General features: G+C 42.8%; 23 protein-coding genes, 1 pseudogene and 1 other annotated feature. Of the genes and pseudogenes, 8 read left to right on the top strand and 16 right to left on the bottom strand.

The features are described 5' to 3' along the window. Positions 1 to 182: 182 nt before the first annotated feature. From AOX59_RS09960 to AOX59_RS09970, 3 genes are all read right to left on the bottom strand, one after another. Positions 183 to 1,109: a manganese-dependent inorganic pyrophosphatase gene (locus tag AOX59_RS09960; RefSeq protein ID WP_068445188.1), complete on the bottom strand. Its 927-nt coding sequence runs from the start codon at positions 1,107 to 1,109 to the stop codon at positions 183 to 185. A 72-nt stretch (positions 1,110 to 1,181) separates the two neighbouring features. Beyond that, positions 1,182 to 1,742: a hypothetical protein gene (locus AOX59_RS09965; RefSeq protein WP_068445190.1), complete on the bottom strand. Its 561-nt coding sequence runs from the start codon at positions 1,740 to 1,742 to the stop codon at positions 1,182 to 1,184. Positions 1,743 to 1,810: 68 nt separating this feature from the next. After that, on the bottom strand, positions 1,811 to 2,314 hold the full coding sequence (locus tag AOX59_RS09970; protein WP_068445192.1) for a hypothetical protein: 504 nt from the start codon (positions 2,312 to 2,314) through the stop codon (positions 1,811 to 1,813). A 268-nt stretch (positions 2,315 to 2,582) separates the two neighbouring features. Here AOX59_RS09970 and AOX59_RS09975 point away from each other — a divergent pair, with 268 nt between their 5' ends. Beyond that, positions 2,583 to 3,695, top strand: a complete 1,113-nt coding sequence (locus tag AOX59_RS09975; protein WP_068445194.1) for an NAD(P)/FAD-dependent oxidoreductase — start codon at positions 2,583 to 2,585, stop codon at positions 3,693 to 3,695. Between the two features lie 195 nt (positions 3,696 to 3,890). After that, positions 3,891 to 4,055, top strand: coding sequence for a hypothetical protein (locus AOX59_RS19660; protein ID WP_156418677.1), 165 nt, complete (start codon positions 3,891 to 3,893; stop codon positions 4,053 to 4,055). Positions 4,056 to 4,138: 83 nt separating this feature from the next. On the opposite strand, the gene AOX59_RS09980 is transcribed toward AOX59_RS19660, so the two are convergent. From AOX59_RS09980 to AOX59_RS10030, 11 genes are all read right to left on the bottom strand, one after another. Continuing rightward, positions 4,139 to 5,101 (bottom strand): cation diffusion facilitator family transporter, encoded by a 963-nt coding sequence (locus AOX59_RS09980; RefSeq protein WP_068445196.1) that lies wholly within the window; start codon positions 5,099 to 5,101, stop codon positions 4,139 to 4,141. A 178-nt stretch (positions 5,102 to 5,279) separates the two neighbouring features. After that, positions 5,280 to 5,738, bottom strand: a complete 459-nt coding sequence (locus tag AOX59_RS09985) for a GtrA family protein (protein WP_068445198.1) — start codon at positions 5,736 to 5,738, stop codon at positions 5,280 to 5,282. 46 nt (positions 5,739 to 5,784) lie between these two features. Then, positions 5,785 to 6,954 (bottom strand): glycosyltransferase family 4 protein, encoded by a 1,170-nt coding sequence (locus tag AOX59_RS09990; RefSeq protein ID WP_068445200.1) that lies wholly within the window; start codon positions 6,952 to 6,954, stop codon positions 5,785 to 5,787. A 158-nt stretch (positions 6,955 to 7,112) separates the two neighbouring features. Beyond that, positions 7,113 to 8,261, bottom strand: a complete 1,149-nt coding sequence (locus AOX59_RS09995) for an NAD-dependent epimerase/dehydratase family protein (protein WP_068445202.1) — start codon at positions 8,259 to 8,261, stop codon at positions 7,113 to 7,115. A 412-nt stretch (positions 8,262 to 8,673) separates the two neighbouring features. Then, on the bottom strand, positions 8,674 to 10,071 hold the full coding sequence (locus tag AOX59_RS10000) for a hypothetical protein (protein WP_068445205.1): 1,398 nt from the start codon (positions 10,069 to 10,071) through the stop codon (positions 8,674 to 8,676). 78 nt (positions 10,072 to 10,149) lie between these two features. Beyond that, positions 10,150 to 10,800 carry a YczE/YyaS/YitT family protein gene (locus AOX59_RS10005; protein ID WP_068445207.1) on the bottom strand — a complete coding sequence of 217 codons (651 nt, stop codon included), beginning with the start codon at positions 10,798 to 10,800 and terminating at the stop codon, positions 10,150 to 10,152. 164 nt (positions 10,801 to 10,964) lie between these two features. After that, positions 10,965 to 11,345 carry a VOC family protein gene (locus tag AOX59_RS10010; protein ID WP_068445209.1) on the bottom strand — a complete coding sequence of 127 codons (381 nt, stop codon included), beginning with the start codon at positions 11,343 to 11,345 and terminating at the stop codon, positions 10,965 to 10,967. A gap of 95 nt (positions 11,346 to 11,440) precedes the next feature. Beyond that, positions 11,441 to 11,830 carry an RDD family protein gene (locus tag AOX59_RS10015; RefSeq protein ID WP_068445210.1) on the bottom strand — a complete coding sequence of 130 codons (390 nt, stop codon included), beginning with the start codon at positions 11,828 to 11,830 and terminating at the stop codon, positions 11,441 to 11,443. A gap of 168 nt (positions 11,831 to 11,998) precedes the next feature. After that, complete coding sequence (locus AOX59_RS10020) at positions 11,999 to 12,508, bottom strand: YfiT family bacillithiol transferase (protein ID WP_068445213.1); 510 nt, start codon at positions 12,506 to 12,508, stop codon at positions 11,999 to 12,001. Positions 12,509 to 12,606: 98 nt separating this feature from the next. Beyond that, positions 12,607 to 13,791, bottom strand: coding sequence for a thiolase family protein (locus AOX59_RS10025; RefSeq protein ID WP_068445215.1), 1,185 nt, complete (start codon positions 13,789 to 13,791; stop codon positions 12,607 to 12,609). Between the two features lie 27 nt (positions 13,792 to 13,818). Then, positions 13,819 to 14,262 carry a MarR family winged helix-turn-helix transcriptional regulator gene (locus AOX59_RS10030; RefSeq protein ID WP_237049244.1) on the bottom strand — a complete coding sequence of 148 codons (444 nt, stop codon included), beginning with the start codon at positions 14,260 to 14,262 and terminating at the stop codon, positions 13,819 to 13,821. A gap of 151 nt (positions 14,263 to 14,413) precedes the next feature. On the opposite strand from AOX59_RS10030, the gene AOX59_RS10035 reads away from it, so the two are divergent. The 3 genes from AOX59_RS10035 (at position 14,414) to AOX59_RS10045 (ending at position 17,428) form a co-directional block, all read left to right on the top strand. Next, a complete protein-coding gene (locus tag AOX59_RS10035; protein WP_068445219.1) occupies positions 14,414 to 14,917 on the top strand; it encodes a CarD family transcriptional regulator in 504 nt (167 codons plus the stop codon). 286 nt (positions 14,918 to 15,203) lie between these two features. Further along, positions 15,204 to 15,480, top strand: a binding site (T-box leader). A 114-nt stretch (positions 15,481 to 15,594) separates the two neighbouring features. Continuing rightward, on the top strand, positions 15,595 to 16,437 hold the full coding sequence (locus AOX59_RS10040) for an SAM hydrolase/SAM-dependent halogenase family protein (RefSeq protein ID WP_068445221.1): 843 nt from the start codon (positions 15,595 to 15,597) through the stop codon (positions 16,435 to 16,437). A gap of 148 nt (positions 16,438 to 16,585) precedes the next feature. Continuing rightward, entirely contained in the window at positions 16,586 to 17,428 is an 843-nt protein-coding gene (locus AOX59_RS10045) for an aldo/keto reductase (RefSeq protein WP_068445223.1), read from the top strand. Positions 17,429 to 17,505: 77 nt separating this feature from the next. Here the strand turns inward: AOX59_RS10045 and AOX59_RS10050 are convergent, their stop codons facing one another. Both AOX59_RS10050 and AOX59_RS10055 read right to left on the bottom strand, forming a co-directional pair. Next, a complete protein-coding gene (locus AOX59_RS10050) occupies positions 17,506 to 18,159 on the bottom strand; it encodes an SDR family oxidoreductase (protein ID WP_068445225.1) in 654 nt (217 codons plus the stop codon). Between the two features lie 60 nt (positions 18,160 to 18,219). Beyond that, on the bottom strand, positions 18,220 to 18,876 hold the full coding sequence (locus AOX59_RS10055; RefSeq protein WP_068445226.1) for a carboxymuconolactone decarboxylase family protein: 657 nt from the start codon (positions 18,874 to 18,876) through the stop codon (positions 18,220 to 18,222). 331 nt (positions 18,877 to 19,207) lie between these two features. Here AOX59_RS10055 and AOX59_RS10060 point away from each other — a divergent pair, with 331 nt between their 5' ends. The 3 genes and pseudogenes from AOX59_RS10060 (at position 19,208) to AOX59_RS10070 (ending at position 21,854) form a co-directional block, all read left to right on the top strand. After that, on the top strand, positions 19,208 to 19,999 hold the full coding sequence (locus tag AOX59_RS10060; protein ID WP_418000770.1) for an ABC transporter ATP-binding protein: 792 nt from the start codon (positions 19,208 to 19,210) through the stop codon (positions 19,997 to 19,999). Between the two features lie 127 nt (positions 20,000 to 20,126). Further along, positions 20,127 to 21,095: an ABC transporter substrate-binding protein gene (locus AOX59_RS10065; RefSeq protein ID WP_068445228.1), complete on the top strand. Its 969-nt coding sequence runs from the start codon at positions 20,127 to 20,129 to the stop codon at positions 21,093 to 21,095. After that, positions 21,085 to 21,854, top strand: a pseudogene (locus AOX59_RS10070) (ABC transporter permease). Before AOX59_RS10065 ends, AOX59_RS10070 begins: the two are co-directional and overlap by 11 nt. Positions 21,855 to 21,871 lie beyond the last annotated feature (17 nt).

The following is a 21,871-nucleotide window of genomic DNA, read 5'->3' on the forward strand; positions in this document are numbered from 1 at the left end:
AACAGAAAAAAGGATTGATATTAAAAAAAGCTGATAGAGTGGGACAGCAACATACAGTCCTCCCCGGATTTCGCGTGGTCCGGCTCCTCACCTATATGTGATACAAGAAATCATCCCACCTTTCTTCCGATATCAGAAAAAAGGTGGGATGATAATTTAAACTTCGCTGCAAATATTTTTAATTAAAATTGCTCGCTTAGATTCGTAACAATCTGCTTCTTGCGGGAGACAACACCTTTCAAGAGCGCACGATTGTGCTCATCCAGCTTAACATCGAATGCTTTTTCAACATTGCCTTTTGCTTGGCCCAATGCCAGAGCATCCGAGTCATTTTCTAAAATATCAGTCGCAACAAACAAGAATAACTCCAGGTTGTTGTCATTGATAAGCTTTTCAATTTCTTTTTCGATTGCATCCTGTGACGCATAAATCTGGTTCGTATCCACTGCATTGACTTGTGCAACCTGAACTTTGGAATCACCCATCGTAAATTCTTTTGCATCCATTGTTACCAAATCAAGTGCTGTTTTATCACTTAAGTCAGCACCGGCTTTAAGCATCTCAAGGCCATAGGTATCAAGGTCGACACCGGCAATTTCAGCAAGCTCATAAGCCGCTTCTCTATCTTCTGCTGTGCATGTCGGGGATTTTAACAGCAATGAATCGGAAATGATTGCCGACAGCATCAATCCGGCATTTTCTTTGGAAACAATCACTTCATTTTCTTTAAAGATTTTATTTAAAATGGTAGCTGTGCATCCGACAGGCTCCGCCCGGAAATAAAGCGGTTCTTTTGTTTCAAAGTTGGACACTTTATGATGGTCGATAACTTCTGAAATCCGCACATCGTTTATATTATCAACACTTTGCTGGAATTCATTATGGTCGACTAAAATAACATTATCGACATCCTCATCAACTTTTTCAATATATTCCGGTGCTGTTACGCCAAAGTAATCAAGCGCAAATTGCGTCTCCGAACTAATGTCACCGAGTCTTGCCGGCTTTGCTTCCTCACCAAGTGCATTTTTAAGATCTGCATATACCAATGCAGAGCATATTGTATCGGTATCAGGGCTTTTATGGCCAAAAATTAACGTGTTATTCATCTCCATTGCTCCTTTTGTTCAATTATCTTTACTCCAACTTATAGATTATCATAAAAATATGTCGAATGAACACTAATTTGTTGTCTCTAATGTTTCAGTGACATGCCAAATTTTATCATATGTATTGTAATCGTTCAGCCCGATGTCCAGATCATGAAACATACGATGCAGCGAGCGCACATCATTTGGCTCTTCTCTATCTGTAACAGCATTTGCCAATGTCTGAATCTCTTCCAAATCTTGTTTCAATGTTTCGTCTTCCACAGCTGACAATTGGTCATCAAGCGTGTCAAGAATGGTGTTTGCCTTTTCCCGCTGATTCTCCCAATCAAGTGATGACATACCGCCATAACCGGTTGTTTCATTATAAAAATCATGTGTGTCCGAAATAAATTGACCAATCGCCTGATTTTCTTTCCCGACCGTCTCACGGACTTCCTCCACTTTCTGAACCGTTTCTTCTGACATATCCTCTGAATCAGTGCCGCTATTGTCACTGTCACTGAATAAAGCCACAGGGCCCAAATTAAATAGATTCATAAAAAATAATGCCGAGACCACAAGAACAACCGTTACAGTTGTCAGCAACGTCCATCCGAACCAACCCATCTTTAAAAACTTTCGCTTAGCCAAAAAGACACCCCTCACATCAAATCGAATCCAATTTTATATTAACATGAAGCCGGTTTAAGCATCCGCGTTCAGCCCTGCTCGTTATACCATTTAATGATCGATTGTCTCACTTTTGCGTCACTTGTTTCTTCTATACCGAACCCGCCCGTATAAACAACCCTTACATAATACCCATTATCACTTTTGAACCTGACCAAACAGTAGTCTTCTTGAGGCGCAGGAACAACCTCAACAATGGTTTCATTTGGATAATGTTCATAAATCTTCGTTCTGTCTGCTTCATCTAATGTCCATTCCGGCCGCGGATTTTTAATCGATGGCTCTTGCCTTGTATCAGGTGTTTTATTTAATGGCTGCATTTTTTTATGAATATTATGCAGCAGACGAATATTTTCAGCAAATCCGATAAACAGCATGCCGCTCACAAAGCCGCCCAGCATCCAGGCAAAAAACACCGGCCAGCTGACCCCATAAGTTATTATGTTTGCCGTAATCAAGCCAATGATCACACCGGCTGCTATCTGTGCAACACCGATGACAAACAATACTTTGGCTATCATGTTTTCATTCATTTCAAATGACCTCCCTGTTGAATATTTTAAATGATTCCGGAACATCTTGCGAGTGAACCGGTGCATAACTTGCTGGACACATCTAATTCGTTCGGACATTGACGCCTGCTTGTTTTTTTATCAGCGGGGCAAACACGTCACGCTTTATTTTTCACTGATTTTTTCTTATAGTTGAACAGAATCGGACATTTAGGGACATAACCGCCGTTCCTTGTCGGGTTACTGTCCATTACATGCGGGATAGAGATAATGAGAAAGGGTTTTTGTAATGAATCGATTTATTGTTATCGGTACAGGGATACTGGGGGCTTCAAGTGCCTATCACCTTGCCAAGTCAGGTGCGGATGTTGTGATGGTCGACCGTCACGATGCCGGACAAGCGACAGATGCGGCTGCCGGGATCATTTGTCCCTGGCTTTCCCAACGCAGGAATAAAGCATGGTATAAGCTGGCAAAAGGCGGAGCGCATATTTATAAGGATCTGATTCAGGAGCTTGCCGATGACGGTGAAACCGAAACAGGCTATCTGCAAACCGGAGCTATCAGCATTCATACCGATGAAAAGAAGCTTAAAGCAAAGAAAGACCGCGCACTGAAACGTCGTGAAGATGCCCCGGAAATAGGTGAGGTGACACTTCTTGATGTGAAACAGACAAAAGCATTATTCCCCTACCTTGCTGATGGTTATGAATCTGTTCATGTCAGCGGCGGGGCCCGCATCAACGGTCGTGCATTGCGGGATGCGCTTGTAAACAGCGCCCAAAAGCATGGTGCCGTTATGATCAACGGAAATGCTGCTCTTAATTATGAACAGACTCGCGTGACAGGGGTGACCGTCAATGGCGAAACGATTAAAGCAGATCAGGTGATTGCAGCATGCGGCGCATGGACACACGAACTGCTCAAACCTCTAAACGTTCATTTCAATGGCTCGCTGCAAAAAGCACAAATTCTGCACCTGCAGTCACCTGAAGCTGATACGTCTGACTGGCCGGTTGTCATGCCCCCAAATGATCAATTCATGCTGACGTGGGATAACAGGATTATAATTGGCGCTACCCACGAAGATGTAGGCTTCGATACCCGTGTGACAGCCGGGGGAATGAATGAAATTTTATCCAAAGCATTGGAAATTGCACCGGGTTTAATGAATAGCACCGTACTGGAGGCACGTATTGGCTTTCGGCCGCACACGCCGGGATATTTGCCTGTTATCGGCCCGCTCCCCGGTTATGAAGGCCTTTTAATCGGAAATGGCCTCGGCTCATCAGGTCTTACAACCGGTCCTTACGTGGGCAATCAATTGGCCAATCTGGCGCTCGGAAAAGAATTGGAGATCGACCTAAGCGACTATGACGTTGCCGGTGCTGTAGGAAATTGACATGATTCTGTCATTTACAGGCACTGCCGGTTTTGCTAATCTTATGGCAGGGGTTAAGCGAAACTTCATTCAGTGGAATTTATTTTATTCCCCTGAATGTTGTTGAAACAGAATCGAACATTTACGGACAGTTAACCGCCGTTCTTTAGCGGGCTATTGTCCATTACATGCGGGGATAATAAGGGGGAAAATGCTATGGGTAAAAAAACCGTAATCCTTGTTGTTGCTGTTACGCTGATTGTTTTAATCGCCGGCTGGTACGTTTTGCAAAATGTTATGATTAACTATGATGTGGACCGTGATTCATCCTTGCTAGGTCAATCTGAACATGTGATAAACGGGATTTCACTTACTATCTGAGAAATTCATAACAGCTAAATTGCAGGGTGAAAACGGCCATGAATTTAAATGGTCGTTTTGCTTGCAGGCTGCCATATTTCATCTCAATCTTTTGTTTCCTTCTGCTGGATTTTCTTCCCATCATCTTCAACAACACCCAGAACCACATCAGCTACTTCAGAAGAACGCAGCAATTTATCAGTCAGCTCAAACTTGATATCATCTGCCTCATTAAGCGAAAGGCCTTTTTTCAATTCAATAGTTCCCTCAACATGATAAGTTCTCCCTTCCTGAAGAACGCGCATTTTATAAATATCGACAACCTTATCATCTTCCAGAAGCATTTCGTAAATCTTTTTCTCGACTTCCGCCGGAGCAGATACACCGATCAGGCCGACCATATTATCATAACCGACCCGGAAAGCGACAAACAGCATCAGCACACCAATCAGCATTGTAAAGATACCATCCGCGAGAAGCAGCCCGAAAACCTGTGCCAACAGGACGCCAATCAGCGCAAATACTGCACCTGAAGTGGCGACAAGATCTTCATAAAATACAAGTCTTGTGGCAGGGGAAGCTTTCTGGGCACTTTTAAATGCACGAGTCAATAGCCAGCCATCATGACCATCGTTCGTTTCTTTCGTAATTTCTTTCATTGCTTTAATTAAAATAAAACCATCGACCACAAGAGAAGTTATCAGCACACCGACGTTCAACCAGATGTTCCCCGATTCTGAAGGATGATTAAAGAGATTCCAGCCCTCTTTAATCGTTTCATATGCCATTATCGTGACGATGACAACAGCAACCATGCAAAAAATATTAATAACCCTGCCAAACCCGGTCGGAAATCGTTCTGACGGCGGGGATTCAGCCAGCACACTTCCAAAAAATACAAATCCCTGATTGACAGCATCAGCCAACGAATGCATCGTGGTTGCAAACATCGACCCGCTCCCGCTAAAGAAAGCGGCAGCCCCTTTGATGCCGGCTAGAAATGTATTGCCAAGAGCTGCTATACCGGACGATGTATTTCCTTTTTTAATCCGCTCCATAAACCCCATTGTAAAAGCCTCCTGATTCGTTTTGACAGCTACTATATAGGATTCTTTATCAATGGGTTTTTATGCATTCGGACGTTCAAGTCAGTTCGTGGTGAATCCTGGGTATTCTGGAAGCAGCAATATTTACGAAAGGCGTATTAAAAAAAGCTTGGCGGTAACCAAGCTTTTTACATTCATTTCAATTTTCTTTGATAAATCGTTTGCCATAGTCTTTAAAGACGAAATATTTAACCATGAAAAAGCTGGCGAGGAATGACAAGAACATTGCCAGCCCTTTTGCTATATTATAGCGTAGCCAATTTGCAACACCTAGTAGCTCCAGCAATTCATTGAAGCCAAGGAAAACCAGATTGCTTACCCCAAGACTGACAATTCCCTGGGCGATAAACTTAAATCGCTGAGGGTTGCTTCCCTTCGCCGAACGCTTGAAGGTAATATTTACATTCCAAAAGTAGCTGTTGGCGACAGCTAATGAATAAGCAATCGTATTAAATAATAAAAGCATTGCTCGCTCATCAGTATGGAAAAAAATTAATAAAAGGTTTAAAGTCCCAATATCAATCCCTGCATTGGCAAAACCGATCGCGCCAAACTGCAGAAATTGCAAAGGGCCTCTTTTTGGTTTGGTCTGTGCCATAGAACGCCTCTAATATTCCTTGTTGATTAGTATCAGTTTAGTCGTATTATTTATTTTCCGTTTTCAAATCAGATGAATCAATATTATTATGGCTAAACGTTTTATCTTCTACTCTCACAATTTCCTTGTAATAGTCAAGAACCTGCTTCGACTGGGTATCCCAGCTCATTTCGGCAATATCATTACGGGCAGCTTTTGCCAAACGTTTGCGCAATGTTTCATCCGTAAAACGGAGGACTGTATCCTTAAAATCATCCTGCTTGTTCTTATCATAAAGCAATCCGGTCCGATTGTCTTCAATCTGTTCACACGTCGGCCCGCTTTCGGCTGCAACAAGCGGCAGACCTGATGCCATGGCTTCGGTTATGACAAGACCGAGCGTTTCAGTGGTCGACGGGAACACGAAGACATCTGATGATGCGTATGCCTTGGCAAGCTCTTCACCATGCATAAATCCGGTGAAGACGGTGTTGGTCCCTGCAAAATGTTTCTCAAGCGTCTGGCGGTGCGGACCGTCCCCGACAATAGCCAGCACAAATTCATCTGATGCATCGAGCACTGATTTAATTTTTTCAATTTCTTTTTCAGGTGCCAGCCTTCCGACAAATAACAGCAGCTTTTTGTCCGTTTGACCATCTGAGAGCTTGTCACGCATGTCTTCATCATAGTTATCAGGATCAAATAACTCTGTATCAACACCGCGTTCCCAGACACGGACATTATGAAAGTTCTGCTCAAGCAGCTCTTCTTTCACAGCTTCAGATGTACAAAGGTTTAAATCGGCCTGATTATGAAGCTTACGGAAATACCACCATAAAAATCCTTTAAACATAGGAAGATTGTAATAATCCGCATACTTTGGCACTTGCGTATGGAACGATGCCACCATTGGGAACCCGAGTTTTCTTGCGTAATGCACACCCGTCGCTCCGACAAGCGCCGGATTTACAACATGCACGACATCGGGATCATAGTCTTCAAGTATTTTTTTTACTTTCCGGCTTGGCAGTGAGAATTTTTTGGAACGGTAAAGAAGGAGAGTCCGAGCTGGAATCCCCTCTATTTTTACCCCTTCAAATTCATCCACACCAAGGTCCGGTGCTATAACACGGACATCGTGCCCTTCCCGCTTAAAATAACGGATGCATGCTTTAAGCCTTGTGACAACACCATCTGTTGATGGCACGAATGTTTCTGTGATTATGGCAATTTTCAACGGCTACACTTCCTTGGTTAAAGTGAATCTTCATTCAACGGGGTACTTTTTCCCGTTGAATATTAGATAAACGAATCGGGCATTTAAGGTCAGATGGCCGCCGTGTTTTAGCGGATTACTGACCGTTATATGCGGGATAAAGATCTGATCTTAGCTGCTTATTTCCAAGATACTTGCGGCATGACATTCTCTTTGATGACACGGTCTTTATGATTGATGACCGACTTGAAAATTTCGCGAATGACATCATCATTCAGCAAGTGTGGCTCTAACCCGAGATCCCGCAGCTTAGTGTTTTCCGCCTGGAAGAAATGCTCTTCCTGTTCAACCCTTGGATTATCAAGGTTAGCAATTGTTGTTTCATAGCCTTCTTCCTGAGCGACTTTTTGAACCTTTTCAGCCAGTTCGCCAACGGAAAATTCCTCGGTGAATTGGTTGAATACCCGGAATTCACCTCTGTCAGCCGGGTTTTCAGCAGCAATTTCAATACACCGGACGGTATCCTGAATGTTCAGGAATCCGCGTGTCTGACCGCCTTTTCCATATACTGTCAAATCATGACCGATTGCTGATTGAATAATAAACCGGTTCAATGCTGTGCCAAACACATCATCGTAGTCAAGACGGTTTGCCAGCATTGGATCCATTTGTGTTTCATCAGTATCCAATCCGTATACAACACCCTGATTCAGGTCAGTTGCTCTAATACCCCAGATTTTGCATGCGAATGTGATGTTATGACTGTCATGCACTTTGGAAAGATGGTAAAACGAGCCAGGCTGTTTCGGATATGGCAGGACATCTTTTCTGCCTTTATGCTCAATTTCAATATACCCTTCTTCAATCGGAATATTCGGCGTTCCATATTCACCCATCGTTCCAAGCTTGATCAGGTGGCAATCCGGCACTAATTCTTTAATGCCGTACAGCACATTAAGCGTTCCTTCAACGTTATTCGTCTGAGTGTAAACCGTATGCTCACGGTCAATCATCGAATAAGGAGCAGATCGCTGTTCAGCAAAATGAGCGAAAGCATCAGGCTTCTCCTGTTTTAATACCTCACGCAGAAAGTCATAATGCGTCAGATCACCTTCGTATACGCGAATCTCCTGACCGGTCAGCTCTTTCCACTTTTCAACCCGCTCTTCCAGTGTTGCAATCGGTGTGAGCGAGTTTGAGTGCAGTTCATTATCAATCTCACGTCTGACCATATTATCGATGATGGATACATCATGTCCTTGTTTAGATAAATAAAGGGCGGTCGGCCAACCGCAAAAACCGTCTCCTCCAGCTACTATAATGTTCACGTCACTTACCTCCAGTTATTAAGGTTCTATTAATAGATTTTAATGTTTCAGCATAGAAGTGTCATGTTTGCACTCCACTGACGATTATATATCCATCTTAAAAATTATCATTTTATCGGCTGGTTTACAAATGATATAAGAAAAAAATCATATGAACTACCAAGATAACAGGATTACTCGAGTATTCTTCCATACGATATATATTTTTAAAGAACTACTTTCATACTCAATTAACCCTGATACTTTATATTCTATTTTCTCATCTTTTATGACGCCGGACAACTTTTAAACCCTTGGAAAATATCAGCAATACAATTCATTTAACGCTTCAATCGCTTTGACAAACATTTTTCTTTGCTCGCCGGCAATACTTGCTTCAATATCGTATCAGCTGACTTCACAATATTAAAGGTTACGCTTTTTTCTGCTGATTGACAAGCAATTGACGATAGGCTTCCGATTCCTGTTCCATACCCATTTTTTGATACATTTTCGCCAGCCATTTCAGCGGTTCCGGTTCATCAGGTTTCAGTTCTGTCTCCCAGCTGAAGCAATCGATTGCCTCATCATACTGCCTGAATTCATAATACAATTCACCAAGCTGCTGCATCCGATCCAGATCATCATTGAATTTTATGAGAGCATCCATTTTCTGATAAACAGGATGAACCGCCCGATACTCTATAAGAGGGTTCAGCATTTCTTTAATTTCAGACGGATTGTATGTTTCGAGAAGCACTGCAGCGTAATTATGAATAAGTTGCTCTGCGACTTTCGCATCTAAAGAAATGGTTAATTCAAACAGGCTTTTTAGTTTTTCAGGAGAAAATGAACGGGAATTCAGGTCCAATTGTTCAAGCATTTTCCGCATTGACTCAGTATCCTGAACAGGTACATTTACCCCGTTATTAACATATATATTTAGTACATCGTCAATGTTATTCATGTCAACGTATACTTGCAGAAGATCATGGTTGAGCGGGGCGTAACGTGGCTGTTGTTCATAAAGGGCTCCGAGGAAATTCATCATGTGTTCATCATCCAACTTCTGGTCCAGCTGGCCTTTCAGGAAGGCGTAGTTGCCATCTGAGGGATTATCAATAAATCTTTCCCCATATAAAGCGATCATTTCCATCCATCGTGATTGGTCGTTCAAGAGCGCAGTTAGCCGCTGGAAATAATCGTCCCCTCGCTTGCCATCATAAAACACTTTTTCAGCAAAAATTAAATCCTGATCTAATACGTTTTCAGACTGATCATGATACAATTTCGCGTATTGCCTGTAATTCCAATCATTGGATAGTTCTTTGACCAAACTGTGATCCGGGGCAAAGTCCATCAATACGCGGACAATCTTGTAGGCTAAAAAATTCTGCCCATTCCGGCGATAACTGTAAAAGATGGATTTGATTTCGTTAAATAATCGTTTTTTTGAAATGAATGATTCAAAAAATGTCAGGATAAATGCTTTTTCATGAGGAGTGTGTTGTTTATCAAGCTTTTTAAGAAGCGGATCGAAGCGTGTGATGCGGTGCGGTTGACGGGAAGCCAGCAGTTCATCGATAAACGGGTGCGGAGCGTTAAATACCATCCCCTGCTTGAAAGCAGATGCGATGAATGAATGGCGTTTCAGCTTTTTTGCTTTGGCGGCCGTGAGGAATTCGTGTTTGTAAAAAAACAGATAATACGTCTCGTTATGTTTGCTAAAGGCTTCTATGATCCCCGAGCCAAGATACAGTGCTACACGTTCAGCGTGCAATTCAACCGGTTTTTGACTGCTTGTATAAATATGAAGCGGATTTGTGCGCATACATTATTTCACCTGACCTTTTTTAATTATTGTAACATACACGACCGTTCTTGACGTCCGTGAAAAACAGCAAGACTCCTAGCCGATATGACCGGAGTCTGAGCTGTAGCGTTCCATTCGCGGCCGGGACACCCATTCAACAAATTTTCGCATTTTCAGATAGGTATATTCAAAAATCGGGCTTTGGATAAATGTAAAAATAAACGTGAAGATGAATACCGGTCCGCCCAATATCAGCCCGATTACCAAAATGCCGCTTTCAACAATGATGCGAACTTTACCGATTGAAGCGCCGGTTTTATCAGAAATCGATAACATAAATCCGTCACGCGGTCCCGAACCGACACCAGCCGAATTATAAATGCCTCCGCCCAGTCCCATCACAATAATACCGGCAATAATAATGGCAACGTCCAACCAGCTGTTCATTGCTTCAGGGAGAAAATCGAGCCACATGTACATATCGACAAACACGCCAATCAGCACAGCGTTCAGAAATGTGCCGATTTTAATGTATGATTTATCAAGAATCCACGATATGATAATCAGCACAAAGGAAATAATAATCGCCCAGGAACCGATTGACAACCCGACGATATCAAATAAAGCCACGTTCAGTACATCCCAAGGGTGAATCCCCAGATGCTGCATATTAACCGTAATGGTGATTCCCAGACTGAAAATCAATATCCCGATAATATAAACAAACCATCTGAAGCCTTGAGCCATTTCAACCCGCCTTCTTTCTGCGCACTATTACGAAATATCTATTATATCATATTCATCTGCTCTTTACTTGTATCTGACTCATTTTTCAGACTTTAATCTGTTTGAATATGTAAAATTATGCTTATCCATAGACGTTCGGTTTTTATTTCAACTTACATCATTCATTACACCGTCAATTCCAACAGATTGCCCTCTGGATCTTCTATCACGCTTTCATGATAGCCGTCTCCGGTGACTCGGGGACCATTAACAAGCCGGTATCCATCCTGTTGTAATTGAGCTGTTTTCTGATCGACTGACTCGATGCTACCCAGAGACATCGCAATATGCGCCCAGCCGACCCGGTCGTCCTGATCGGGCTTATCTTTGTCTGACTGACTCATAATTTCCAGCCGCGCACCTCCGTCAAACGTTAGAAAATATGATTGGAACGCCTTTTCTTTATTATGATACTTTTTATTTGCTGTTCCATTAAAATACCTTACATAAAACGTCTTCATCGCTTCTATATCTTTAACCCAGATTGCTGCATGCTCTATCTTCATCTCACTTCTCTCCTCACAAGCAGTGGTATTCAGTACCCCATGAAAGATAAAAACACGCAACTAATACTGACGATAGTCGCGTGCTTTTATCTGCCTTAATCTTCTCTTACTTTCGTGCCGGCATAACGGTCTTGTGCCATGATCGCTCCTTCATCTTCAGAGAAGCCTTTCGGGTCTTTCAGGTAGCTGAAGCCGCCTATTGTATCACGGTACGCCATCCGTTTGAAAATTTGCTCAGACGATGGCTCTTGACCCGTTTCATCTTCCAGCACAAGCCTTTGCTGTTTAAACCCAAGCGTTTGACCACTCCTGCGCAATTGCGCCCATTCCAGCGTCCACATGACTGCAGTCGGCGTCACCAGCGCATGAACCGCTTCATTCTTCACTTTTTTTCTCACAAAACATTCAACCGCATATGTAACCGTAGCTGAGATTGCCGCATCAATCAGGTATGCCTTGAATCGTTTTTTGGTAATGCGTTTCATGCAGGACCCTCTCCCTTTTTGATTATACGTTAAATACGATTTTCTCTCCAAACAAGTTTCACAAAATGGCAACCTTCTGTGAAAACTGATTGATTTTTGATTCTAGGGCTGATGTTCCTGCTGCTCGGGTCGATATTTCGCTTCTCGAGCTGATGTTGCCATATTGTATTATTTTGATAATGCAATTTTTATATGGGCTAAGTGGTGCTCTTCGTGCCAAGCTAATTTCGCAACTTTTGTTGCAACTGTTATTTCACCGTTTTCCCGGTGAATAAAAGCTCGATTTAGTTGCTTTTCAGTTAAACTATATCCTAAAGATACGATGCGTTCATTTATACCTTCAAGCAGTTTAATGGAACTTTCTACAGGAAGTTTTGTATCCGGTTGAACTGCCCACTTTTCTTGATCGAAAGCTGGTACTGTTGGGTTTTCATCTGTTAAAGCCAACTTCAAACGCTGAAACATGTTCAGCTGAGAATCTGCAATGTGATGAACAAGCTCGCGAACTGTCCAGCTGCCATCACGGTAGGTTCTGCTTAATTCTTCATCGTTTAATGAATCAACAGTTTCTCTTAATCGGCTCGTGTAAGTTTCGATTTCCTTCAGCCATTCTTGAATATTTTCTAATGTTACTTTGTTAGGAACTTCTAACTTCCCAATTGGAAATTTTACCTCCATTTTAATCACCTTTTCACTATTTTTTACTTATTTCATAATCCTCATTTCATTTTTGTTTACATTTTTAATTTTTGCGACAGGCTACGGAGCCCGTTACCTCAGCCAGCGGTATTTTTCAATATCATCGCGATGCCCTGTCCGCCGCCTATACATAAAGTCGCTAAGCCATATTTTGTGTTGCGTTTTTTCATTTCTGTCGCCAAAGAATACGTGATACGGCTGCCGCTTGTGCCAACGGGATGCCCCAGCGCCACTGCACCGCCATTGACATTCACGATTTCAGGGTTAATATCAAGCTCTTTTAATACAGCGAGCGATTGAGCAGCAAATGCTTCGTTCAATTCGATTAACCCCATATCATTTAATGACAGACCGGCATTTTTTAAAGCTGTTTTCATCGAAGGAACAGGCCCGATTCCCATAATATTCGGGTCGACCCCTGCAATTCCCCATGAAACAATTCGTGCCAACGGTTTGACGTTTGCTTGTTTAACATACGATTCGGAAGCGAGGACCACTGCTGCAGAGCCGTCATTGATACCACTGGCATTGCCGGCCGTTACAGTGCCATCTTCCTTAAAAGCTGCCGGCAATTTTGACAGGTCTTCCATCTTTAAATCCTCTCGGACATGTTCATCTTCATCAACGGCAACTTCCTGTTTCTTTGCTTTTACTGTGACTGGTACAATTTCTTCGGCAAATCGGCCCGACTCAATGGCTTGTTGTGCTTTGACATGTGACTGAACGGCAAACGCATCTTGTTCTTCTCTGGAAATATGATATTTATCCGCTAAGTTCTCAGCCGTCATCCCCATCCCGGCTCCAACATACCTGTCCGTCAGTGTTTCCCAGAGCATATCATCAACTTTTGGTGCTTTGTTGGGCGAGCCAAAGCGCGTTCCTCTTAACACATGCGGGGATTGACTCATGTTTTCTGTTCCGCCTGCCAGCGCAGTATGGGCATGGTTCAGCATAATATTTTGAGCGCTTGACACAATGGCCTGAAGCCCGGATCCGCATAAGCGATTGACCGTCAGTGCAGTGGAACTTTCCTTCATACCGGTTTTCAGCGCAATGTGACGTGCCAGATACGATGAAGATGTATTGGTATGAATGACATTGCCAAAGGTCAATTCATCCATTTCCTCAGCTGACATTCCACTTTTCTCCAGTGCTCCTTGTGCTGCATGAACACCTAATTCAATATCTGTGGTATTCTTGAATGACCCTCCGAATCTGCCAAAAGCTGTTCGTGCCCCTTCTACCAGATAAACATTCTCCATTTGAATGCCTCGCCTCCCCTTGTTTGGTTATGTTTTCAAAGAATTTTCATCCTTTAATCCCCATTCAGATTTCAATAGTCTCTTCAGCTCATTCACTTTTTCAGCACCAATTTTATCAGCAATTTGCTGTTCAAGCCAGATCTCCAGCGATTCATTTTGTTCATAACATTTCTTGCCAAGATCGGTTATCTTGATTGATTTTTCTTTTTTATTATCTTTCAGCTCTGTAACCTGGACTAATCCTTTTTCCTTGAGGCGTTTAATGAATTTATGCGTGGCCTGCCGGGTAATATTGACCTGTTTTGTCACCCATGAAATAGGTGTTTCGCCTTTCTGATAAACCCCCGCCAAAATAAGCCACTCCGAGTTAGCCATATGGATATCCCATTGTTCATTCCAAAGACTCTCCGATAAATCCCGAAGCTGAAAATGCCGTTCACTGATTAATTTGATTAAATTTAGATTATCCAAATCAGCGTTCACCTACTTAATCTTTCTATTATTGGTTGTAAATATATACGATTCGTTCGCCATTGTCAATTAAGTTGACAATTTATAAGATAAGGTATATACTAGAAATAGTCAACTAAGTTTACAAAAGTGGCTAAAGGGAGGCATCAGCATGCATGATATTGGCGATCTAATTATCTATTCGGGACATGGCATATGCCGTGTGGACGACATCTCTGATAAAAACCTGAACGGTTCAGTAAAAAAATACTACGTGCTTCGTCCGATTGAAGATAATCACCAATTAACAATTAACACCCCTGCAGACAACAGTAAAATCAAAATACAAAATCTGATTAGGAAAAGTGAAGCAGAAATAATCCTGACATCATTTCAATCGAACGGAATTGACTGGATTGACAATAGCCATTCCCGAATTCGACAATATAAGAATACCGTTGATACTGGAAACCGGGTGGAAATTGCCAAAATAGCCAATACCCTCATGCGGAAAAAAGATGCGCTCGAGGCGGAAGGAAAAAAGTTTTTTGAACAAGACAACAAACTTTTAGCCAGCATCCAGAACATTTTGTTTAAAGAATTATCGATTGTACTAGATACGACAATTGAAGACATTCATGAAAAAGTAAATCAGAATTTGTATCATACCGTTTAATATCAGACAGCTCAGTTCACATTTAACTGAGCTGTTTCTTTTATGTCTTTTCATTCTTAAACAATCGCACTCCGATACAGAAAGCCTATCAAGATTCTTGTTTACGATCCCGCTAGCTCCAGCAAAATGATCCAGAACTTCCGATAATACCTGCTCCTTTGAAACACGATCATCCAAATGATTATTATACCAGCTTGCTGCACCGGAGCGAATCATTTCACCGGGCAGGACTTGAATATTAAAATTGATTGGTTTATACTTTAACAAACTTTAACTGCTAACTTATTTAAAAACGGTGAAGAGGGTAAGTAGGATATTGCTGTTTTTTCACAGAGAGCTTCGGTAGCTGAAAAGAAGCAAAAAATACGTATCTGAAAAATGGCCTCCGAGTTTCGTGCTGAAAGTATCTTTTAAGATATGAGTAGGTTCCGACGAGTTTTGGCACTCGTTATCAATGCCAAAGTATTGAAAGCGACAAGAATGCTTGCGTACTTATTGAGGCTGTATGTGCAAACATCCAGTGAAGTAAGGTGGTACCACGTATATTAAACCACGTCCTTACCGAATTTTATATTCGGCATGGATGTGGTTTTTTTGATTTTCAAAAACTATTTGGTTATCCCATGAGCCCGAGAGTACCAATTTTTTCAACAAAGAAGCTAAATGGAGGTTTTATCATGAACAATAAATTAGTACTTCAATCAGATTTTGGCTTAAGCGACGGTGCTGTTAGTGCGATGTACGGTGTAGCCCTATCGGTTGCTCCGGACTTAAGAATATTCGACTTGACACACGGTATACCGCAGTTCAATATTTGGGAAGGGTCTTACCGGCTATATCAAACTGTTTCCTATTGGCCTAAAGAGACGGTATTTGTTTCTGTTGTTGACCCGGGTGTCGGAACCGATCGTTTAAGTGTCGTTGCTAAAACAAAAGAGAATAAGTATATTGTTACGCCCGACAACGGTACATTGACGCACGTTAAACAAAACATGGGCATCACTGCCATTCGGGAAATTGATGAGAATGTCAATCGGCTGCCTCAATCAGGTGAGTCTTATACATTCCATGGCCGCGATGTTTATGCGTACACAGGAGCAAGATTAGCTGCAGGCAAGATTCGTTTTCAGGAAGTTGGCCGTGCGTTAAAAGTTGATGATATTGCTGAAATTGATCAAAACCAGCCGTACCGTGATGAAAATGGCACAATCCATGGCAATATCGATATTCATGATGTTCGTTTTGGCAATCTCTGGACTAATATAGAACACGATTTATTCAAGGAAGCTAATTTTAAATACGGTGATTCATTTGAAGTGACGATTGCCAACAATACCCGACAGGTTTATAAAAATATCATGACATTTGGGCATTCTTTTGCAGACAGTCATTTGGGTGAGCCGCTTATCTACGTCAATTCCCTTAATAAGCTGGGGGTTGCGATTAACCAGGGATCATTTGCGAAAGCCTATCACATCGAATCGGGATTGAATTGGAAGATTACCATTCGGCGCACCTGAAATTAACGGCAATCCTGATGCATCAAAATTTGAGCCTCGTTAAAGGTTTGAAGTGAGGTAGCCATCGTATTCAAATAATGAGCAACGTGAAAAATTATTAACTTGAAGTATGATAGCATATAATTAAACCAAATGAAGGAGTGAAAATATGACCCGAGAAATACCAGAAATCACACTAAATGACGGTATACATATACCGGCGATTGGCTTTGGAACGTACAAACTATGGGGGAATGAGGGCGCGGCAGCCATTGCGAGTGCCATCGATAATGGATACCGTCTCATCGACTCGGCGTACAATTATGAGAATGAGGGGACCGTCGGCACAGCACTGAAGCGGACATCCGTACCCCGCGAAGAATTGCGCATTGCATCAAAACTGCCCGGCCGCTATCATACCTATGACAAAGCGGTAAAAGCAATTCAAGAATCACTCTACCGGGCTGAGTTGGACTATTATGATCTGTATCTAATCCACTGGCCGAACCCTATACAGGATTACTATGTTGAAGCTTGGCAGGCTTTAATTGATGCCAAGAAATGGGGCCTGATCCGCTCCATCGGTGTTTCGAACTTTTTGCCGGAGCACATGGAACGCCTCGAAAAAGAAACAGGTGTATTGCCGAGCATCAATCAGGTCGAACTGCATCCGTTCTTTAATCAGAAAGAGCAACGCCAGTGGCATGAAGCAAACGGGGTTGCCACTGAATCTTGGAGCCCTTTAGCCCGTACGAATGACGTTTTGACTAACGATGCGATTATACAAATTGCTGAGAAACATAATAAGACTGCTTCACAAATTATCCTGCGCTGGCATTATCAGCTTGGTTCCGTGCCCATTCCAAAATCGGCATCACCAAAACGCCAGCTGGAAAACCTGTCGATCTTTGATTTTAATTTAGATAATGACGATATGGCGGAACTGGACAAATTGACACGTCCCGATGGCCGCATGAATGACCAGGATCCTGCTGTTTATGAGGAATTTTGATTAAATATTAATTATAAAGGCTGCTCATCCGCTTTGCTTCCAGCAGATGGAGCAGCCTTTTTCAGTTCTTTTTAAGATCAGATTGACTCTACCGCTTCCTTAATAGATTTCGTTCCACCGACCACTTGAAACTCTTTTCCAATGGTTTTATCATTTTCCAGGCTGGCCAGGATGACACGTGCGATATCCTCTCTTGGTATCTCATCCCTTTCAACCTTGGGCGCTAAGTTAACTTGCCCGGTTCCTTCATCATTCGTCAGTAATCCGGGATGGATAATCGTATAATCCAGGTCGGCTCTCTTAAGCCATTCATCGGCATAATGTTTTGCCGCAACATACGGCGCAAATGATGCATTAGCTTCCAAAATGGCTTCACGTGTGGTATCAAATGAACTGATCATGACAAACCGTTTCACACCGGCTGATTTAGTTGCTTCGATTGTTTTGACGGCACCGTCTAAGTCGACCATAACGGTTTTGTCCTTGCCTGTATGGCCGCCGGAACCTGCCGTGAATACAACCGCATCAATATCTTCAGCAGCTTTGGCAATCGAATCGACACTTTCCTCCAAATCTGCCACAACAGTTTCTGCGCCAAGCTCTTCAAAAAAGGAGGCTTGTTCCTTGCTGCGAATCATTGCCTTTGCTTCCATGTTGTCACTCTTCTGAATAAATGTAACCAAGTGCTTTCCAATTTGACCGTTAGCTCCTGCAACAAGAATCTTTTTCAATATCCTCCACCCTTTCCATGATATAGCGCTCTCCGAATTTATCGATTCCACATTCCTATGTTAGGCCTCGCCATAACTGTTGATCATATTCGCCATATGTGCATATGATCCGCCGGCAAGCAGTGCAGAAGCGACCAATACCGCTTCGGATAATTCCTCTTCAGTCGCTCCCTGCTGATTCGCATTTTTGGTATGGACATCGATGCAATAAGGGCAAAGCGTTGCATGTCCAATAGCAACCGCTACAATTTCCTTAAATTTTTTACTCAGTTTTCCTTCTTTCATAGCCGCATCATTAAATTTGGAATAGCCCTGGAATGCGTCTTTAGCATTTTTGCCCAGTTGATTGAGGTTCTTCAGGTTCGAACGTTCATACAGTGTGTCATCTGCATCCTCTGACAGTGCATTATGCATATTCGTGCCATGTGTTACTGCACCGCCTGCTTCTACTGCCGATGTCACCATCACAGCTTCCACCAGTTCCTCGAGTGAAGCGCCTTCCTTTTTGGCGTTTTTCGTATGGCTATCAATACAGTACGGGCATTGGGTTACATGAGCAACCGAAACCGCAATGATTTCTTTATCTTTCGTGGTTAGTGCACCATCCTTGAACACACCTTCATTAAAGTCTGAAAAAGCTTTTGTCTGGTCAGGCGCGAGCTCTTTCAGTTGATTCAAGTGCTGCGCATGACTCTTTTGATAGAAAATATCAGCCATTGTGTTTCCTCCTTAGCGAATATTTAAGCCTACTATTCATTTTCCCTCCTCAGACGGTGATAAACAAGCTTTCTGTTTGGATAACTATCCTCACACAATTCAAGCCTCAGTTAACATCAACTATTGTATAGTCCCGGCAACATCATTCAGATAATCAAACTTCAGCAACTGCATGCATATAATATTTTTACCTACCGATCGTTACCTAATCTATAAATCCAGAAAAAAAGATTGATTTTTTGAACTAAGTATATTAAAATCACTTACAATAATTCCGACTAAACTTATTTGAATTATAATCTTTAATACTGATTTTCAAGGAGGAAGTGCTTTGACGACCAATAGCCAGCCACTGGTGGCATTACAACAAGTGGACAAACGCTTTGAAACAGCCGGAAAAACCAATCATGTACTGGCAGATATTTCCTTTAACGTGAAAAAAGGGGAATTTGTTTCTCTTTTAGGAGAGAGCGGCTGCGGCAAGAGTACCATTCTCAACTTAATCGGCGGCTTTGAAAAACCTACTGGCGGCCAGGTTTCACTGGATGGCAAAATGGTTCGGAAACCCGGAAGACACTGCGTCATGTTGTTTCAGGAATACGGCCTCCTGCCTTGGCGTTCCGTTTTGAAGAATGTTGAACTCGGCCTTGAACCACTCGGTTTATCGCCAAATGAAAGGCATGAACGCGCGATGTCCTATTTGCGATTGGTAGGACTGGAAACAAGCACCGGCCAATTCCCTGAAGAATTATCGGGTGGCATGAAGCAGCGGGTCGCTATCGCAAGAGCTCTCGCCATGAAGCCGGAGCTCATTCTCATGGATGAACCTTTTGCAGCACTTGACACGTTTAACCGGTATTATCTCCAAGATGAACTCCTTCGTCTTCAGGAAAAAGAAGAGACTACAATTGTCCTTGTTACCCATGACATTGATGAGGCTGTCTACTTATCGGACCGCGTTCTGATCATGAAACCTCATCCGGGTCGTATCAGTAAAAGCTTAAAGATTGATCCCGCAAAGCCCCGGGACCGGAGTCATGACGATTTTCATTACTATCGGCGGCTTATCTTTGAAGAATTTCAATTTACCCAGTCACACCAACAGCCTGACTTTCAAATATAAGCTGAGTAAAGCCAAAGATACAACACCTTTGTAACCTGCATCATGCAGACTGAAAAGAATGAACAGTCAGCCGCGGGTTAATAACCATTACATACAGGATGAACGCCCGAAGAAAAGGAGGACAACAATGAAACGATGCCAAAAGCCTGCCGCTATTCTATTAATCGCTTCACTGCTGTTACTATCCGCCTGCGGTGCTGATAGCCATGCGCAGCAAAAGAAAACCTTAAAGATTGGCTATCTCCCAATAACTCATGCCGCTCCCGTCTATTTTGAAAAAGAAATTGCCGAGAAATACCTGGGTGATGTGGAGTTGGAGCTGGTGAAATTCGGAACATGGATTGACTTAATGGACGCGTTAAATACCGGGCGGATTGATGGTGCCTCCGCCTTGATTGAACTTGCCATGAAATCAAGAGAAAAAGGAATCGATTTGAAAGCAGTCGCTTTAGGTCATAAAGACGGCAATGCCGCCATTGTTTCTCCTGAAGTGAACCAAGTGGAGGATATGGCCGGCACGAGTGTTGCCATCCCGCACACTCTGTCTTCCCACAATATTCTGATGGCGCGAATGTTGGAGAAGGGCGGCATGAGCTATGATGATGTACATATGGTGGAAATGCCACCGCCTGAGATGCCTTCCGCACTTGCAACCGGTCAGATTTCAAGCTATGTGGTAGCTGAGCCTTTTGGGGCGCTTGGTGTGACGATGGATCAGGGAAAAGTGCTGTATCAGTCCGAGGAATTATGGCCGGGGTCCCTTTGCTGTGCTCTCGTATTACGTAATGGACTTATCCAGAACCACCCTGAGATTTCCCAAAAATTTATGAACGGCTATGTTGCAGCCGGAAAAGAAGCAGGAAAAGATGATGAGCATACCCATTCCATTCATAAGAAATATTTAGACGTAAACGATGAAGCATTGAAACTTTCCCTGGGGTGGATTTCATATGATGATCTCAAGGTTACTAAGGAAGACTATGAGGTCCTGAGGGACAGTTTAATAGAAATGGGGCTGTCAGATGGCCCGCCGTCATATGAAAATTTTGTCAACAATTCACTGATAGACGAGGCGATAAATACTTATGAAAAATAACACGACACTCTATAAACTGACGAACATTATCATTGCCTTTTTGATTGTCCTTTCAGTATGGCAGCTGGTTATCATCATCGGGATTATCCCGAAGCGCTTCTCCCCTCTCCTTTGAGCGTTGGCGAGGGGATTCTTACCTTGATTGAAACCGGTGTTATATTTGAACATATGCAAGTGAGTCTGATGCGATTTACTGTCGGGTACTTAGCCGCTGTTTTGTCAGGTGTTGTCTTGGGCATGATTTTCGGCCGTACCGGACGCTTATGGGAAATCATCGATCCGATCGTCCAGGTGCTTCGTCCAGTCGCGCCGATTGCCTGGACACCATTTATCGTCCTATGGTTCGGAATCGGCAGTATGCCTGCAATTGTCATTATTTTCATAGCCGCTTTCTTCCCCGTTCTTCTGACTACAGTGTCGGCTGTGAAAAAGATTGATGACACGTATTTAAAAGTGGCGCAGAACCTGGAGATCAAACAGCCTCAGTTAATGTACAAAATCATCCTCCCCGCCGCGTTCCCCAATATTGTTAATGGGCTGCACATTGCAATCGGAACGGCGTGGATTTTTCTGGTGGCCGGTGAGATGGTCGGTGCCCAATCCGGACTCGGTTATTTAATCATCGACTCCAGAAATGCGCTCGACCTTCACTTGGTTCTTGCAGGAATTGTCTTTATCGGCATACTGGGACTCCTTCTGGATAAACTGATCCATTTATTTGAAAAATGGGTCTCAAAACAATGGGGAGGAGCAAATTAAAGATGGCAAAAACACTC

The organism is Lentibacillus amyloliquefaciens, from assembly GCF_001307805.1.
In the GTDB taxonomy this organism is placed as follows: domain Bacteria; phylum Bacillota; class Bacilli; order Bacillales; family Amphibacillaceae; genus Lentibacillus; species Lentibacillus amyloliquefaciens.